The following is a 14,614-nucleotide window of genomic DNA, read 5'->3' as shown; positions in this document are numbered from 1 at the left end:
GCGTGTGATCAGGGGGTACAGGCCGGGGTCGAACCGGCCCTCGGCGTGCCATCGATACTCCCGCGGCCAGGCGAGGGGCAGGCTCTTGACGAACTCGGTGCTGGTGCCGCACGGTTGCGGAGCGCTTGACCTTCTCCTGCCCGTGACCGCTCCTGCCCCGACCGCTCTTTGCCCCGGGGTCAGCGGTGCGACAGCGTGGAACCGGAACGGCCCTTGACCACGCGGAGCTGGGCGGGGATGCGCACCCGAAGCTCGGCGACGTGGCTGACCACGCCGACGGCCCGGCCACCCTCGCGCAGGCCGTCGAGGATGTCGAGCACGTCGTCGAGCGTCTCATCGTCGAGGGTGCCGAAGCCCTCGTCCACGAAGAGGCTGCCGATCTCCGCGCCGCCCGCCTCGGCGGTCACCACGTCGGCCAGGCCCAGCGCCAGGGCCAGCGAGGTGATAAAGCTCTCGCCGCCGGAGAGCGTGGCGGGGTCGCGTTCCACGCCGGTCCAGGCGTCGAGCACGCGCAGGCCCAGCCCGCCGCCCGAACGGCCCCGGTCGCCCGCGGACCGGTTCAGGTCGTGCCGCAGCAGGTAGCGCCCGCTCGACATGCGGTCGAGGCGCTCGTTCGCCGCGTCGACGACCTGGCGGAGGCGCTCGCCCAGCACGTACGCCGACAGCCTCATGTGCCACCGGTTGTCACCGGACGTGCCGGTCGCCAGCTCGGCGAGCCGGCGCGCCAGGCCGTGGCGCTCCTCGGCGGGCCGGTAGGCGCGCAGGGCGGCGTCCAGTTCGCCGGCGAGCCCCGTGAGCTGGTCGAGCCTGCCCTTGGCCCGGTCGTGCGCCGAGGTGCGGGCGGCGTGGTCCCGCTCGGCCCGCTCGTGTCCGGCCTCCAGCTCCGGCAGGTTCGCGGCGGGCTCGGCCGCCGCCGCGACCAGTTCGGGATCGGCGAGCAGCCCTTCGACCGTGGCCCTCTCGGCGTCCAGGTGTCCCAGCCGCTCGGACATCGCCTCCCGGTCCTCCGGAGTGCGCACGGCGGCCGCCGCGTGCTCCACGCTCGCGAACCCCTCGCCGGTGGCGGCCCTGGCCGCCTCGGCCAGCGCCGTCTCGCTCTCGCGGTCGGCGGCCGCCGCCTCGGCCGCCGCCTCGGCGGCCTCCCTGAGCAGGTCCGCCTCCTCGTTCAGCCGGTCGAGGCGGACGCCGAGCGAGGCGTCGCCGCCGCGGGCGGCGTCGATCACCTCGGCCAGCCTGCGCTCGTCGGCCGCCAGCCTGTCCCGGTGCGCGCGTGCCTCGGCGAGCGCGGCGCCGGTGCGCGCCACCCGCGCGCCCAGCTCCTCCAGCTCGGCCGCGAGCCGGGTGGTACGCGCGGCCAGCTCCTCCTCGGCCGCGGCCAGGGACCGGGCGCGTTCCAGGTCCGCCTCCGCCGTCGGGAGGTCGCCCTCCAGACCGGCGGCGAGCCGCTCGCCCTCCGCGAGCAGGGCGTCCCGCCTGGTCCTGGTCTCGGTCAGCAGCCCGGTCAGCTCCGCGGCGCGGTCGCGGGCCGCCTCCAGCTCAGCGGCGAGCCGCCCGGTCTCGTCCTCGGCCGCCGGGACCGCCGTCTCGGCCGCGCGCAGCCGCGACAGCTCCTCGCCCGCGTCCGCGAGGGCGGCGGACGCGTCCTCCTGGGACAGGTCCCCGGCGCGCGCCGCCGCGTCGCCGAGCCGCGACGAGAGCGCGGCGACGGTCGCCTCCGCCTCCTCCCGAGCCCGCTGCGCGGCCTCGAACGCATCCTGCGCCGCCTGCTCGTCGTCCGCGGTGGCGGCCCGTCCGGCGGGCACGGCAGGACGGGGGTGTTCCGTGGCGCCGCAGACGGCGCAGGGCGCCCCGGCCACGAGCCCCGCAGCCAGTTCGGCGGCCATGCCGTCGATCCTGGCCTGGCGGACCTCCTGGAGCCGGTCCCGGCGCTCCTGCGCCAGGTCGACGGCCGCGCGCCGGTCGTGCTCGGCCGCCTCCAGCTCGGCGGTCAACGCGTCGCGCAGCCGCGCGGCCTCCAGCCGCTCCCCCGCGAGTTGGGCGGCGGCCTCCAGCGCGGGGACGCGCGCGGCCATGTCGCGCAGGCCCCTGAGCCGCTGCTCGGCGCCGGACAGCAGCGCGGGCAGCTCCGCCTGCGCGGCCCGTGCCCGCGCCTCGTCCTCGGCGAGCCGCGTCAGTTCGTCGTCCAGCAGCGCGGCCTGCCCGGTGACCTCCCGCAGCCGCAGCGCGGCGTCCCTGGCGGCCGTCAGGCCCGGCAGGCTCGCCGCCGCCGTACGCGCCCGGGCGAGCCGTTCCTCGACGTCGAGCCGCTCGGCGGGCAGGGCCGCCAGCCGCCGCGTCAGCTCCGCCTCCTGCTCGGTCAGCTCCGCCAGGCCGCGTTCGGCGTCCGCGCGTTCGTTCCGCACCCGCCGCAGGCGCGCCTCCTCCGGGAGGATCTGGCGCACCCGGGCGACCTCGTCGCGCCGCTCCCGCTCCAGCACGGCCAGTCGCTCGGGATCCGGCCGCTCGGAGTCCAGCCGCTCGGAGTCCGGCCGCTCGGAGTCCAGCCGCTCGGAGTCCAGCCGCTCGGAGTCCAGCCGCTCGGAGTCCAGCCGCTCGGGATCCGGCCGCTCGGGGTCCGGTCCCCGCACGTGCCCCGCGGTGTCGTCGGCGCCCGGCCACGTGACACCCGGCCACTCCGCGCCCGAGTCCGCACGCCTCTCCGCGCCCGGTCCGGCGTCGAGGCGCGAGGCCGCCAGGCCGGGAAGCGCGCGGAGCACGGCGTCGGCGGCCACCCGCCGCGCCTTGGCCGCGGCCTCCGCCCGCTGGCCGGCCTGCCGGATCAGCGGCGCGACCCGGTCGGCCCGCGCGGCCTCGTCGAGCATCGCCTCCAGGTCCGACCGCTCGTCCGCCGCCGCGTCGAGCTCCTGCCGCCTGGCGAGGGCGGCGGCGTGCCTGCGCTGCCGGTCGGCCAGGGCCTTGCCCTCCTCCAGCCGGGCGCGGGCCGACAGCAGCGCCTCCTGGCTCGCCGTGCGGGCCGCGACCGCGCCGGCGAGCGCGCCGCGGGCGAGGTCGAGCACCTCCCGCGCCCAGGCCGCGGGATCGTCGGCGTCCTCCGGCAGCGGCAGGTCGTCGCCCGCCGCGCCGCGCATGCGGTCGAGCACCGACTCGACCCGCTGGCCCAGCTCCTGCGCCTCCCGCCAGGTGCGCGTGCGGTGGTCGGCCAGCCATCGCTCCACGTCACTGAACACGCGCACCGAGAAGAGCCGCTCGAGCAGCTCCCGCCGCTCCTCGCCGCCGGCCCGCAGGAACTTCGCGAACTCGCCCTGCGGCAGCATCGCGACCTGGCAGAACTGGGCCGCGGTCATGCCCGTCAGCGTGTTCACGAAGTCGCCGGCCTCGTCGCTGCGGGTGCTGCGCACGATCCACTGCCCGCCGGGCTCGGTCAGCTCCTCGATCCGGGCTTTGGCCTTCTCCTCCACGAGGCCCGAGCCCCTCAGCTTCGGCCGCATCCAGGCGGGCGAGCGGGTGATGCGCAGGCGCCTGCCCCGGATCGTCAGCTCCAGCGTGACCGACGGCCCCCGGTCGGGCGGCGCGTGGTCGCAGCGCAGGCTCCGGGCGCTCTCCCGCTGGCCGGGCACCCTGCCGTACAACGCGTAGCAGACGGCGTCGAGCACGGTCGTCTTGCCGGCGCCGGTCGGCCCGTGGATCAGGAACAGGCCCGCCTCGCCGAGCGCGTCGAAGTCGACCTCCTCCGTCCCGGGGAACGACCCGAACGCGACCAGGCGCAGCCGATGCAGCCTCACCGGACCTCCTCACTCGTCCACGGGCCGGGCGGGCCGCTCATGCCACCCCTCGCCTGGCGGCTCGGGTCTCGTCGTGCCGGAGACCGCAGGTGGCCGCGTCGCGAATCGCGACTGTGCTTACCGATTCGCTCGCTCACGCGCTCTCCTTGATGCGGCACGCCTCGACCGCCTCCTGCAGCAGGCGCCGTTCGTCGTCGTCCGCGGGCTCACCGCGGACCTCGCGGACGAAGTCGAGCGCCACCTCGATCTCGGGCCGACCGGCGATCCTGGCGCGGCCCACCGGTCCCGCAGCCGCGCCGTCCGGCTCGAAGGCGAGCGCCAGCGTGTGCGGGAAGCGCCGGCGCAGCCGCTCCATCGCCTCGCGCGGCCGCACCGGATCGGTCAGCGTCACCTGCAGCCAGTGGTCCTCGTACCGCTCGAAGCGGCCGTCGGTCAGCAGGTCGTCGATGCGGCCCCGCACCGTGCTCACCGGCCGGGGCACGGGTGCGGGGACGAACTCCGTCCGGCCCGCGTCAAGGTCGGCCAGCCACGAGCCCTTGGTGTGGCCGGCCTCGGAGAAGGAGTAGGCGATCGGCGAGCCGCTGTAGCGGACCGTCTCGCTCATCACCTGACGGCCGTGCAGGTGCCCCAGCGCCGCGTAGTCGACCCCGGAGAACGCGCTCAACGGCACGTGCGAGACCCCGCCGACGCTGATGTCCCGCTCGCTGTCGCTGGCCTCTCCCCCGGTGACGAACGCGTGCGCGAGCACCACCTTGCGCGCCGCCGGATGCGCCCGCACGCGGTCCATCGCGTACGTGACGGCCGCGGTGTGGCTGCGCTCGGCCAGCTCCCACGGCCCCCGGACGAGCTCGGGCTCGAGGTAGGGGATGCCGAAGAACGCCACGTCGCCGATCACGACCGGTTCCCAGGCCCTGCCGGGGTCGGTGCGCAGGTGCACCCGCTCCATGAGGTCGGCGCCGAAGCCCAGCCGTACGGCGGAGTCGTGGTTGCCGCTGATCAGCACGGTGTGCGCGCCGAGGGCCTTGAGCCTGGCCAGCGCCTCGTTGCACAGCGCGACCGCGTCGACGGGAGGCAGGGCCCGGTCGTAGACATCGCCGGAGACAACCACGACGTCCACGCGCTCGGCCCGCACGGTCTCGACCAGGTGGTCGACGAACGCGGCCTGGGCGCCGAGCAGGCTCTCGCGGTGGAACGACCGGCCGAGGTGCCAGTCGGAGCTGTGCAGGACACGCATGTCGCAGGAAGCTAACAGGTCCCGCCGACAAACGCGGCCCCAACCGCCCCTCTGGTGCACGACGCAAAGGAGGAGTAATGACTTAGCCTGGGTTCGGTATCGCGAGCACGCATGGGGGAGCGGCCTCATGAACGTCGGCCGGGGCACTCTCGGGGTGATCGCCGGTGTGCTGATGGTGGTCCTCGCCGCCGTCGGCCATCTGCTCTCCCCACCGGCCTTCGATCCCCCACCTCTGTCCGCTTCGCCCCAGTTTCGCGATATACCTCCCCAGCCCGCCGCCGAAGTGCGGCCGGTCGCCCGCACCGACCGGTTCCGTACCGAGACGCTGCTCGTACCGGCGAAGAACGAGACGCTGAAGGCGACGATCAGGGCGCCCCTGTCCCCGGGACGCCACCCCGCGATGGTGTTCGTGCAGGGCTCGGGGTCGGGCGACGGCGGGGAGTTCACCCAGCAGGCCGAGTGGCTCGCCCAGGCGGGCATCGTGACGCTGGCGTACGACAAGCGGACGGTGGGCTACTCCTTCCGCAGCCGCGACTTCGGGCTGCTCGCCGACGACGCCCTGCGCATGCTGCGGGTGCTGCGCGGGCGTCCCGACGTCGACCCGGCGCGGGCCGGCCTGTGGGGCGTCAGCGAGGGCGGCTGGGTCGTCCCGATCGCCGCCGCGCGCGACCCGCGGGCCGCGTTCGTGGTCCTGGTCTCCTCTCCGAACGTCTCGCCGCTGCGCCAGGTCGCCTGGGCGCTGAACGAGCAGCTGCTGCGCCTGCACGCCCCGACCGGCGTACGCGACCTGCTCACCCGGGCGATGGGCGGGGTCGGCTTCGACTTCCTGCGGTACGACGGGGTGCCCGCCCTGCGCGGGATCACCCAGCCCGTCCTGGCGCTGTACGGCACCGACGACCCGTCCATCCCGTTCGTGGAGAGCACCGAGACGCTCACCCGCGCCCTGACCAAGGGCGGCAACACCGACTACACGATCCGCTTCCTCGCCGGGGCCGACCACGCCATGCGGATCCGCGGCGGACCGTACGCGGCGGACTACCTGCCCGCGCTGGCCAACTGGATCAAGGACCTGCCGCGTACGGCGAGGCCCTCGGTGGCGATCGCGGGGGCGACGCCGGTGCAGCGCTTCGAGGCGGCCGACGTGCCGGCCGCGCCGTGGTGGGGGAACAGCACCATCCTGTGGCTCACGCTCTGCCTGGCCGCGGTCGGATACGTCGCGGCGCCGGTCACCGAGATGGTCGTCCGGCTGCGCGGTCGCGACCTGCGGCTGCAGGCCAGGATGGAGGCCAGCGTGCGGCTGTGGCCCACCATCAGGCGGCGGCTGCGCCGGATGGCCTGGACCGGGCTGGGGGAGCTCGCCGCCGTCCTGGCGTTCATCACCCTCATCGTGCTGTTCTCGGTCAACCAGGCCGGCGCCTGGCCCGCCGTTCAGGCCGGATGGCTGGTCGTACGCCTGCTCGCCATCGTGATGCTCGTGCAGACGGTCACGACGTTCGCGGCGGTGATCGGCGGCCTGCGGGACGGCTGGGAGCCCACGCCCTGGCAGAAGAGCGTCCTCGCCGGTGTGCTCGGCGGAACCGCGCTGCTACTGGTGACCGCCGCCTACTACGGCCTGTTCGCCTTCCCCTGGTAGGCCGAGCCGCGGGTCGAGCCTCGGTCAAATGCCGGTATGGACTGCTCCGGCTCGGGCCGGTCACGGGTTTTCGGCGGCCGGTGTCGCTTCAATTGACGCGTGGTCACCCCTGATCTGGCACCTCCGAACGGCGCCCCGCAGGCGACGCGTCGCGGCGGGCCGGCGTTCAGAGCCGCCGCGCTCATCGGGTGGGTGGCGCTGTCGGCGGTGCTGCCCGGCGCGGCGCACCTGCGAGCGGGCCGGTGGCGCGCCGGGCTGCTCCTGCTCGGCGGCTACCTGACCGTGGTCGCCTGTGTCGCGGGCGTGGCCGTGGGCGCCGACGCGGGCCTCGCCGGACGCGCGCTGGGCTGGCTGGGCCAGATCTCACTGGTGTTCGCGGCCTGTGCCGTCGCCTGGTTCTGGCTGGTCATCCGCTCGTACGTCGTCCTGCGTCCCGGGCGGCTGCCCCGCTCGGGGCAGGTCCTCACCGGGCTGGCCGCGGGCGTGCTCGCGGTCGTCGTCGCGGTGCCGTTCGCGGTCGCCGCCCGGTATGTACGCGTGTCCGAGCGGACTCTCGACTCCCTGTTCGCCGCGCCGGGCGGGGCCGTCCAGGCGGGCGGCGCCGTACGCCCGGACGACCCGTGGGCGGGCCGCGACCGGGTCAACGTGCTCCTGCTCGGCGGCGACTGGGGCAGCAACCGGATCGGGATGCGCACCGACAGCATCAACGTCGCCAGCGTGGACGTGCGGACGGGCAACACCGTGCTGCTCGGCCTGCCCCGCAACCTGGAACACGTCCGCTTCCCTCCGGGCAGCCCCATGGCCGCCCGGTTCCCGTTCGGTTTCCAGCTCCCGGAGTATCGCCCCGGCTGGCGCGAGGACCTGCTGTTCTCTGTCTGGCAGTACGCCGACGACCACCCCGAGCTGTTCGGCGGACGGCGGCACATGGGCGCCGAGGTCCTCAAGGAGACGGTCGGCCACATCCTGGGCCTACGGATCGACTGGTACGCGCTGGTCAACATCTGGGGCTTCGCGAAGATGATCGACGCGCTCGGCGGGCTCGTCATGACGGTGGACCGCGACATCGTGTACGGCCTGCACAACGAGGGCGCCGTCAGGGCGGGCACCCGGCGGCTGAACGGCAGCGAGGCGCTGTGGTACGCCCGCTCCCGCACCTTCAGCGACGACTTCGACCGGATGCACCGGCAGCGATGCGTCCTCGGGGCCCTGCTCTCCCAGGCCGACCCGGCCACGGTGCTGACGCGGTTCACCGAGATCGCGGCGGTCACGCGCAGGATCGTCCGCACCGACGTGCCCCGGCCCATGCTGGAGCACCTGGTGCCGCTGGCCTGGAAGGTCAAGCATGCCTCGATCACCAGCCTGCAGTTCGTGCCGCCCCTGATCAACACCGCCTATCCCGACTGGGAGCGGATCCGGCTGCTCACGGCCAGGGCGATCCACGCCTCGGTCCACGCCCAGGCCGGCCCCTCCGCCACGCCCTCGCCCGCTCCGGGGCCGCGCCGGCACCGGCACTCCCCGACGCCCTCCCCCACGCCCGTGCTCTCGCCGCCGGGGACGCCGAGCCCGATCGACGACGGCTGCGGGGCGCCCCACACGGCGATGGCACGCTGACCCCGCCGGCGGCGAGAGCGCCACACGGCGATGGCGCGCTGACCCCGTCACTTCCCGTCCGCGGCGGTGAGCGCACGCGGGGGCCGGCGGCCGGAGACTCGCCGCGCACCGGGCAGGGGGCTCAGCCCCGCTCCTCGTCCCGGCGGTCCCGGCGTTCCGCGACGCCCGTCTCGTACGACCCGACCAGGCGGGCCAGCTGACGGCCCGCCGCGCGCAGGGCTCTTCGCCGCGGAGGACCTGGGCCGTCACTTCGGCGCCTTCCAGCGTGCTGATGACCGTGGTCGCCAGGTCCCGCGCGTCCTCGTCGCGGACGCCCGCGTGCAGCAGCCGTCGGACGCCGCCGGCTCGCGGATCAGACGCGGAACGACTCGCGGGCCATGCGGCGCACCCGGTCCTCGTCCACGGTGTGCCCGAGACCGGGCTGGGTCAGCGGCACGGCGACGACCCCGCCGGACGCGCCGACCGGCGGGAGCACCACCTGGGCGCTGCGCGGCGGCTCGGCCACGTCGCTGGGCAGCGAGCAGCCCGGCAGGCTGGCGACGGCGACCGTCGCGGCCCGGGCCAGCCCCGCGCCGAGGCCGCCGGCGCAGACGATGTCCCACCCGGCCTCCACCGCGCGGTCGTGCGCGAGCCGTACGGCGCCGAGCGAGCCGAACCTCGCGGGGCGCAGCAGCATCGCCCGGCCCGCCTTGAGGCTCACCGCCTCGTCGAGCTCGCTCACGGAGGTCACCTCGACCGCGACCGCGGCAGACACCCGGTCCTGCAGGTCGGCGCTGGTCAGCAGGTCCTTGAAGGGGCGTTCGATGGCCACCACCCCGTAGGCGTCCAGCGCCTCCAGCTGGGCGATCTCGGTGTAGGCGCCGCGCCCGTCCACCGCGATGGCCAGGCCGGGGTAGGCGGCGCGCACGGCGCGCAGCGGCTCGACGTCCCAGCCGGGATGGACGTCCAGCGTCACGTGCCCGTAGCCCGCGCAGACGTGCCGGTTCACCCGGGCGACCATGCTCTCCAGCGAGCGGTCCGCCGCCAGCCTGACGGTCGCGATCAGCGACGTACGGCTGCCGCCGAGGGCGTGGGCGAGCGGGACGCCGTTCATGCGGCCCCACAGGTCCCAGCAGGCCATATCGCCGGCCGCGCCGCCGGGGATCTCCCCCAGCTCCGACGGGTGCTCCCAGTCGAGGCCGATGAGCGCGGGCAGGGCCCGCTCCAGCGGGCCGGCCTCGGCGGGATCGACGGCCTCGCCCCAGCCGACCATGCCGCCGTAGTCCGTGATCTTGATCAGGACGGTCTCCGGACGCCTGCCGTACGGCAGGGTCATCCTGAAGACCTCCAGTTCCCGGACACGCGGCACTCGGATCCCCTCGCTTCTTTCCCCGGATCCCGCCGGCGGCTCGGGGAGCCTTGCGTCCGGCCGGCCTGCTCCACGGCGGGATTTCCGGGATTCCCTAGACCTCCATGGTGCCCGCTTCGCGGCGGTGCTCGAAACGGCCCCCGACGAGCGTGGCCGTGCCCGCCATGACGACGAGCAGGCCCAGGCACGTCAGGTAGACCCACGGCCGACCCCCGTACGCGGCGAACAGCGCCCCCGTGATCGCGACGGCGACGACGGAGAAGACCGACTCGCCGATGCTCAGCGACGCGCTGTTGCGGCCCTCCTCCCCCGGCGCCGACAGCTCCAGCACCAGCACCGACAGTGTCGGGAAGACCATGCCGATGCCCAGGCCCGCCACCACCCAGCCCGCGAAGACCACGACGGCCGGCGTGGCGGGGATGACGATCAGAGCGGTGACGCAGATGCCGGCGGCGATCAGCGTCGCGCCGAGGCGGATGGTCAGCGCCCGCGCGTGGGGCCTGCGCCCCTGGATCCACGAGCCGAGCGACCATGCGAGGGCCCCTCCGGTGAGCGCGAGCCCGGCCTCGGCCGTGTTCAGGTGCCGCTCCTGCACCAGCATCAGCGGGACGAACACCTCGGCGGCGAAGAACGACCCGGCGGCCAGGCCGCGCAGCGCGATCACGGTGGGCAGGCCGCGGGCCGCGCGCAGCGTCCCCTGCGGCAGCAGTCTCGGCAACGTCAGCGCGAGGACCGCCAGCCCGGCGACCGCCAGAAGGATCCCCGCGCCCGCCGCGCCGCTGCCGTACTGCAGCAGGGCCGCGCCGACGGCGGCGCACACACCCCAGGCGAACCGGGGCAGGAAGGCCCGGCCCATCGCCTCCTTCGGCTGCCCGGCCGACGCGGGCAGGCCCCGCCACATGATCAGCGCGGCGGGGACCGACAGCACCGCCACGCCCAGGAAGATCCAGCGCCAGCTCAAGGTCTCCGCGACGGATCCGGTGACGGCCGGGCCGACCACGGACGGCAGCACCCACGCCGCGGCCAGCGCCGAGAACACCCGTGGATGCATGGCGGAGGGGTACGCCTGGGCGACGAGGACGTACAACGCCACGTTGAACAGACCGCCGCCGAGCCCCTGGAGGAACCGGCCGACGAGGAAGATCTCCATGGCGGGCGCGAACCCGGAGACGGCCAGCCCGGCGACGAATCCCGCCACGCCCGTCCACAGGGCGGGGAACGGCCCCCGCGCGTCGCTCCAGCGCCCGCCGACCACCGTCGCGATGACGTTGGCCGCCATGCCGCCGCTGAACGCCAGGCCGTAGAGGTGGTAGCCGTTCAGCTCGCGGCCGATCAGGGGCATCGCGGTGGCCACCGCCAGATACTCGAACGCCACCAACATCACCAGGGCCACGATCCCGACGCTCAGGGCGCGGTATCGCTGGCTGAAAACAGTTGGGGCGGTCATTACCGAAGTCATGATACGGACATTACAAATCACCGGCCGGGAGCGGCCATGCGACCTTGGTCGTAGGACCGGCGCTCGATGGCGGCCGCCATGAGACCGGGAAAGGCGTCCGGCGTGCAGGCGAAGGCCGGGACGCCCATCGCGGCCAGCGCCGCCGCGTTGTCGTGATCGTACTGCGGCGCCCCCTCGTCCGACAGCGCGAGCAGCACGATCACCTGCACTCCGGCGGCGGTCATGGCGGCGATCCGGCGCAGCATCTCCTCTCGCGGCCCGCCCTCGTACAGGTCGCTGATCAGCAGGAAGATCGTGTCGGCCGGCCGGGTGACGAGGCTCTGGCAGTAGGCCACGGCCCGGTTGATGTCGGTGCCGCCGCCCAGCTGGGTGCCGAACAGCACCTCGACGGGGTCGCGCAGCCGGTCGGTGAGGTCGGCCACGGCCGTGTCGAAGGCCACGAGCGAGGTCTTGAGCGAGCGCATCGAGGCGAGCACCGCCGCGAAGACGCCCGCGTACACGACCGAGGCGGCCATCGATCCGCTCTGGTCGACGGCCAGCACGACCTCCCGCCGGACGGCCCGCTGCCCGCGGGCGTACCCGACCAGCCGGGACGGCACGACGGTCTTCCGCTCGGGGAGGTAGTTGCGCAGGTTCGCCCGGATCGTACGGTCCCAGTCGACCTCGGCCGCCCTCCTGGGCCGGTGGGTCCTGGCCGAGCGGTCGAGGGCGCCGGTGACGGCCGCGACGGTGCGCCGCGTCAGCCGCGCCTCCAGCTCCCGCACGACCGTGCGGACGACGGCCCTGGCCGACTCGCGGGCCCGCTCCGGCATCAGCCGGTTGAGGGACAGCAGCGTGCCCACCAGGTGCACGTCGGGCTCGACGGCCTCCAGCATCTCGGGCTCCAGCAGCAGCCGGGTCAGGTCGAGCCGCTCGATGGCGTCCTTCTGCATGACCTGCACGACGCCGGCGGGGAAGTGTTCCCGGATGTCCCCCAGCCATCGGGCCACCCGTGGCGCGGACGCGCCGAGGCCGGCGCCGCGCCGCTCCTGCCCGTCGTAGAGAGCCGTGAGGGCGGCGTCCATGCGGGCGTCCGCTCCCTCCAGCGTCCCCTCCGCCGCGCCGCCCAGCACCAGCCGCCAGCGGCGCAGCCGCTCGTCCTCGCCGCCCATCAGGGCCTCCCGCCCGTCTCTCGTCCCAGGATTTCGCGCACGGTTCGCACGGCCCCCGCCGCCAGGCCGTCGTCGCAGTCCGCCCCCTCGGCGCCGCCCGCTTCCGAGGAGCCCGGTGCGGAGGAACGGAGTGTGGAACCGGAGCGGACCCGCCCGCCGATCATCCGCCGCTCCGGCGCCGGGAACGCCCCGAACGTGCGCCGCAGCAACGGCAGCACGTCCACGAACGCCTCGGGGGACAGGCCGGTGAGCCAGGCGTCCACGGTGGCGAGCAGGCGCGTGTCGTGGACGAGCAGCAGGCCGCCCCCGGACAGGAAGCCCTCCATCCAGGCCGCCGACCGGGCCGGGGGGTTGCCGGGCGACATCGACCGCGCCATGCGGGCGGCCACATCGTCCTCCAGGGCCTCGGCGTCGGACAGGATCCGCACGATCCGGCCGTCGAGCAGCCCCGGCAGGTCGTCGCGCCGGGCGATCCCGGCGAGCGTCGTGAGCCACCGGCCGCTCCCCATCAGCCCGGCCGCGGTGTGGACGCCGTCCATCAGCGCCGCCATCTCGCGGGCCGCGTCCTCGTCCAGCCCCGTCAGGGCGGGCGACAGCCCGGCGCAGATCCGCGCGAGCATCGACTCGGTGACGCCCGCGAGGCCCTCGGTGCCGCGCACGTCCCCGTAGCGGCGGGCCCGCACGAGCGCGGGCAGCGCCCCCATGAGGTGGCGCACCTCGCCGTCGAGCGCCGCCCGGTCCTCGATCCGCCCCAGGACGTACGGCAGCGCGTCCGGCAGGTGGGCGAGCAGGCAGCGCTCGACCAGCGCGGCCAGCTCGGGCAGGCCCGCGCCGCCCGCGAGGGCCCGCACCCGGGCCGCCGCCGCCGCCTCGACCGTGATCCCCCACACGGCGGCCTCGATGAGGGCCACGTCGAGCTCAGGACGCCACTCCAGCGACCACGACTCCTTGAACGTCCCCTTGCTCCGGGCCCGCCGGGCCGTCCCCCAGGGCACGTCGAGCAGGGCGAGCCGGTGCAGCAGCCGGCTGCGGCCGAGGTCGAGCGGCCTGCGCAGGTCGAGGTCGTGCTCCCCGGCCATGGCCTCGGGCTTCATGCGCAGCCGCCGCTGCTCGTCGCGCAGGTCCCGCCGCAGCGGCACCATCGGCGTGGCGTCCGGCACCCGCCCGAGCCGCTCCCCCACGACCATCCGCCGCTGGACCAGCTCGACCGGCAGCTCGTCGCCGTCGCACAGCACCGCCCTGACCGCCTCGGTGACCTCCGACAGCCCGGCGAGCGGCCTGCCGCGCAGCGCCGCCAGTCCCTCGGCCAGCCGTACGGCCTCGATGACGTGCGCGGAGGAGACGGGCAGGTCCTCCTCCCGCAGGATCGCGGCGGCGCGGGCGAGCCAGCGCTCCACCGGGCGGTCGGGCGCCGTGAACAGGTGCTCGTACCATCCGGGCGCGGCGACGCCCGCGCCGTAGCCCGCGCCCGCGGCGAGCCGTCCGTGGGTCCACGGCACCCACGTCATCTCGACCCTGACCTTGGGCAGGCCGCGCAGCAGCCGCTCGTCCTCGGCCGCGGAGGGCGGGCGGCCCGGCCCGTCCGGCGCCTCCGGGCCGGACCCGGCGGTGAGTCCGGACCCCCGGGCGCGGCGTCCCGGCGGGGACGGCGTGGGCGGGGTCAGCGTGGGCGGGGTCAGCGCGGGCAGGGTCAGCGCGGGCAGGGTCAGCGCGGGCAGGGTCAGCGCGGGCAGGGTCAGCGCGGGCGGGGTCAGCGCGGGCAGGTGCCAGGCCCCGCATACCACCGCGATCCGGGCGAAGCCCTCCCGTGCCGCCTTCCGCACCGTCCTGCGCATGTACGCCTCGCGCCGGGCCTCGACGCCCTCCGCGGCGTGCCCCTCGCGCACGGCCCGCATCGCCTCGGCGACCACGTCGAGCGTCCCGGCCTCGCCCCGGTGCTCGACCAGGTCCTCCCACCACCGCTCCGGGTCGTCGTACCCCGCCGCACGGGCCAGCTCGCCGATGGGGTCGCGGCGTACGGGGTCGGCGCCCAGCGCGAGACCGTGCGCGGCGGGCAGGTCGCAGAACCGCACCTCGACGCCCGCCCTGGCGGCGTAGGCGATCGCCTGCCACTCCGGAGAGAACTCCGCGAACGGCCAGAAGGCGGCCCGCGACGGCTCCCCCGGCACGTACGCCAGCAGCGCGACGGGCGGGCGCATGCCGGGGTCGGCGGCGAGCGCCAGCAGGTTGTCGGCCTCGGGCGGGCCCTCGACGAGCACCAGGTCGGGCCGGATCCTGTCCAGCTCGTCACGCACGGCCCTGGCCGATCCCGGCCCGTGGTGCCGCACCCCCAGCACCGTCAAACGCGGTACCGACAAACGCGGCACCGACACCTCCGGGCCGGACGAGGCACCGGC

The 14,614-nt window shown here is 75.4% G+C and carries 8 protein-coding genes; 2 read left to right on the top strand and 6 right to left on the bottom strand.

Going from position 1 to position 14,614, the window contains the following annotated elements; all coding sequences use genetic code 11:
* Positions 1–179: 179 nt before the first annotated feature.
* Together ABZ857_RS21130 and ABZ857_RS21125 are read right to left on the bottom strand one after the other, a co-directional pair.
* Positions 180–3,782 (bottom strand): SMC family ATPase, encoded by a 3,603-nt coding sequence (locus tag ABZ857_RS21130; protein WP_357045323.1) that lies wholly within the window; start codon positions 3,780–3,782, stop codon positions 180–182.
* A 133-nt stretch (positions 3,783–3,915) separates the two neighbouring features.
* Positions 3,916–5,016 (bottom strand): exonuclease SbcCD subunit D, encoded by a 1,101-nt coding sequence (locus ABZ857_RS21125; protein ID WP_357045321.1) that lies wholly within the window; start codon positions 5,014–5,016, stop codon positions 3,916–3,918.
* Positions 5,017–5,143: 127 nt separating this feature from the next.
* On the opposite strand from ABZ857_RS21125, the gene ABZ857_RS21120 reads away from it, so the two are divergent.
* Together ABZ857_RS21120 and ABZ857_RS21115 are read left to right on the top strand one after the other, a co-directional pair.
* Positions 5,144–6,649 (top strand): prolyl oligopeptidase family serine peptidase, encoded by a 1,506-nt coding sequence (locus ABZ857_RS21120; protein ID WP_357045319.1) that lies wholly within the window; start codon positions 5,144–5,146, stop codon positions 6,647–6,649.
* Between the two features lie 99 nt (positions 6,650–6,748).
* Positions 6,749–8,260 (top strand): LCP family protein, encoded by a 1,512-nt coding sequence (locus ABZ857_RS21115; RefSeq protein ID WP_357045317.1) that lies wholly within the window; start codon positions 6,749–6,751, stop codon positions 8,258–8,260.
* A gap of 352 nt (positions 8,261–8,612) precedes the next feature.
* Here ABZ857_RS21115 and ABZ857_RS21110 read toward each other — a convergent pair whose 3' ends face one another.
* The 4 genes from ABZ857_RS21110 to ABZ857_RS21095 form a co-directional block, all read right to left on the bottom strand.
* Positions 8,613–9,608 carry an enolase C-terminal domain-like protein gene (locus tag ABZ857_RS21110; protein WP_357045315.1) on the bottom strand — a complete coding sequence of 332 codons (996 nt, stop codon included), beginning with the start codon at positions 9,606–9,608 and terminating at the stop codon, positions 8,613–8,615.
* A 94-nt stretch (positions 9,609–9,702) separates the two neighbouring features.
* Positions 9,703–11,067 (bottom strand): MFS transporter, encoded by a 1,365-nt coding sequence (locus ABZ857_RS21105; RefSeq protein WP_357045313.1) that lies wholly within the window; start codon positions 11,065–11,067, stop codon positions 9,703–9,705.
* 17 nt (positions 11,068–11,084) lie between these two features.
* Positions 11,085–12,218 carry a VWA domain-containing protein gene (locus ABZ857_RS21100; RefSeq protein WP_357045311.1) on the bottom strand — a complete coding sequence of 378 codons (1,134 nt, stop codon included), beginning with the start codon at positions 12,216–12,218 and terminating at the stop codon, positions 11,085–11,087.
* Complete coding sequence (locus ABZ857_RS21095) at positions 12,218–14,575, bottom strand: DUF5682 family protein (protein ID WP_357045309.1); 2,358 nt, start codon at positions 14,573–14,575, stop codon at positions 12,218–12,220. Before ABZ857_RS21095 ends, ABZ857_RS21100 begins: the two co-directional genes overlap by 1 nt.
* Between the last annotated feature and the right edge of the window lie 39 nt (positions 14,576–14,614).

The sequence above is a fragment of the Microbispora sp. NPDC046933 genome (assembly GCF_040644635.1).
Classification (GTDB): Bacteria; Actinomycetota; Actinomycetes; order Streptosporangiales; family Streptosporangiaceae; genus Microbispora.
Note: the sequence above shows the minus strand (reverse complement) of the source record. Positions and strands in the feature narration are given on the sequence as shown.